Source organism: Flavonifractor sp. HCP28S3_F3 (genome assembly GCF_052065355.1).
Lineage (GTDB): Bacteria > Bacillota > Clostridia > Oscillospirales > Oscillospiraceae > Flavonifractor.
Genome location: NZ_JBQHUF010000029.1, coordinates 1 through 2,114, shown reverse-complemented (window position 1 = coordinate 2,114; position 2,114 = coordinate 1). Strand labels below are relative to the sequence as shown.

Below are 2,114 nucleotides of genomic sequence, written 5' to 3'. Positions count from 1 at the left end.
ATGCCCTGCTCGCCCTTGGCCTTCTGTACCGCACGGATTTTGCGGCTGGTATCCTTGGCAAAAAACTCATTGAACCAGTTTTTGATTCCTGCAACATCGTTGTCGGTGCTGTTGGGGTCAATGGTGTCAAAGTGGTCGTTGATGGCGATATAGCGCACACCATATTTCGGAAAAGTGAAGTTAATATACAAGCCCGTCAGCGAGGAATTTCGCCCCAGACGGGACAGGTCTTTCGACAGCACAACAGCCACTTTCCCCGCCTCAATTTCTGACAGCATCTGCTGAAATCCGGGACGGTCATAGTTTGTGCCGCTGTATCCGTCATCCACAAAAAATGTTGGATTCGGGAAACGGTGCTCTTTTGCATATCGGAGCAGGATGTCCTTTTGATTGGTGATGGAATTACTGTCGCCCTCGTTTGCATCCTCTTGGGAGAGGCGGCAATAGAGTGCGGTGATTTTATCAGTTGCCCGTAACATTTCTGTATCCTCCTTCAAAGGGGCAACTGTCAGTACAGGATTGGTTGCTTCTATTGTACCAAGATTCCCGGTATTTGTCATTCATCATCCTCCGTCTTTTCTGTAAACTTTTCAGTCAGAATGCGCTCCATCTTTCTGTCCAGCGTTTCTGTCCCGTCATAGCTGCCCATGATGGTGTAAATTGTGCCGCCGATCTCACGCTGTAAAGTGAACTCCGGCAGCCAGAAAGCAGATGGATTTTTCACACGGATATGTCCAGTCTCGTCAAACCAGAAATTGTGTTTGGGGCGGTCAGGCGGCAGCGGTTCGGGTTTGAAATAGGGGTCAGGATTGGAGAAAAAATATTCCGTTGGTTCGTCATGGTCAGAATCTTCCCATTGACTGATTTCTTCCCAAATATCCAAATCATCTGCATCAATACCAGAAAATAAATCATCGAGCAGTTGTGGATTAAGGGCGTATTTTTCTTCCAGTTGTTTGATGACATCATCCACATCAATGCGGATGGAATCACCGCTGAGTTGTGCGGCTGCAAATTCTGCATCACTCATATTTGCCCACCGCTGCAATTCAGCCCGTGAAGTATCATCAAGCAATATGAGTGAACTTACAGGCTCACCATTGGGCAGCGTATCTCCGAGAAGTATTTTGGCAAGTTTCCTTACGAGGTTATTGTCCTCTTTCCAGTTGAGTTCCATTTTTGAAGTCCTCCTTAATGGTCGATCTGATGCTGTTTCCTGCGGTTCTGCTCGGGATTTTCCCGCGCACGAACGACCTGTTCTACCTTGTATTTGATCTGCAAAAGTTTTTTCACCTCCGCATAGATGGGCGAAAGTTCCGTTTGCCCCGTCTTGTATTCCTGTTCCAGACGGTCATGCTCTTTGCGCCATGCAGTGACCGGCAATTTTCCATTCTTAAAATGCGGCGTTAATTTGCGCTCTGCCATGTGATACAGGCGGAGTGCATTTTCATTTTCAGACATGAATTGCTCACGCCTACCTTTCCACTTGATGGCTGCCAGCTTGTCAGCAACAGGCTTCCCGTCGGCGTAAAACTGCACCATGCGAAGAAGTTCCTCCAACTCCTTCATGCGGTCAGATTTGCCACGCAGATCGTTTTTCAAAATGTCAATGCGGTCACTCAGGGCAGATACACGCTCCTGCAACTGTTCCGGCGTTGTCAAATTGTTCTGCATGAGATAATTGCAAATCTCATTGAACTCTTTGAGATTTCCGATCTTTGCTTTCCGTCTCCATGCTCCTGTGCTGCGGTTGGTGTAATACTCGCTGAGCAGCTGCGCCAGATTTGGGGCTTGCGGTTTGCTCAATTCCTCATGCACTTCTTTCAGCCAGTCAAGCAGTGCCGTAATTTTCTTTTTCAGCTTGCCGATCAAGGCATTAGTCGCCTTCACCCAGCGGTTGAAATCGCCCTTATCAGTACGGATACCTCTGGCCTCCATCTGGCGGATCGCCGGCCCCTCATGGACAGTAGGAAGCTGCTCCACGCCCTGACGCTCGTAGCTGCGGTGGTCGATGCGGCATTCCAGCCCTTTCTCGGCAAATCGAGTATTGCACATTGCCGCCCACTGTTCCCGCCAATGTTCCAGCGTTTCCGGTTTGCCCCAGTCCGTGGTGG

3 protein-coding genes are annotated in these 2,114 nt (G+C 49.1%); all 3 read right to left on the bottom strand.

Annotated features, from left to right (window positions below):
* Positions 1 to 479 (bottom strand): recombinase family protein (locus tag ACTNB1_RS14765; protein WP_441170534.1); only part of this gene is annotated, 479 nt, incomplete at its 3' end.
* 77 nt (positions 480 to 556) lie between these two features.
* Complete coding sequence (locus ACTNB1_RS14760) at positions 557 to 1,177, bottom strand: hypothetical protein (protein ID WP_441170533.1); 621 nt, start codon at positions 1,175 to 1,177, stop codon at positions 557 to 559.
* Positions 1,178 to 1,191: 14 nt separating this feature from the next.
* Positions 1,192 to 2,114, bottom strand: a 923-nt coding sequence (locus ACTNB1_RS14755; protein ID WP_441170532.1) for a MobA/MobL family protein, incomplete at its 5' end; no start/stop codon positions are given.

What these genes read in the sequence shown, in the direction of transcription:
- ACTNB1_RS14760 (WP_441170533.1), bottom strand. Translation starts at nt 1,177, where the DNA reads ATGGAACTCAACTGGAAAGAGGACAATAACCTCGTAAGGAAACTTGCC.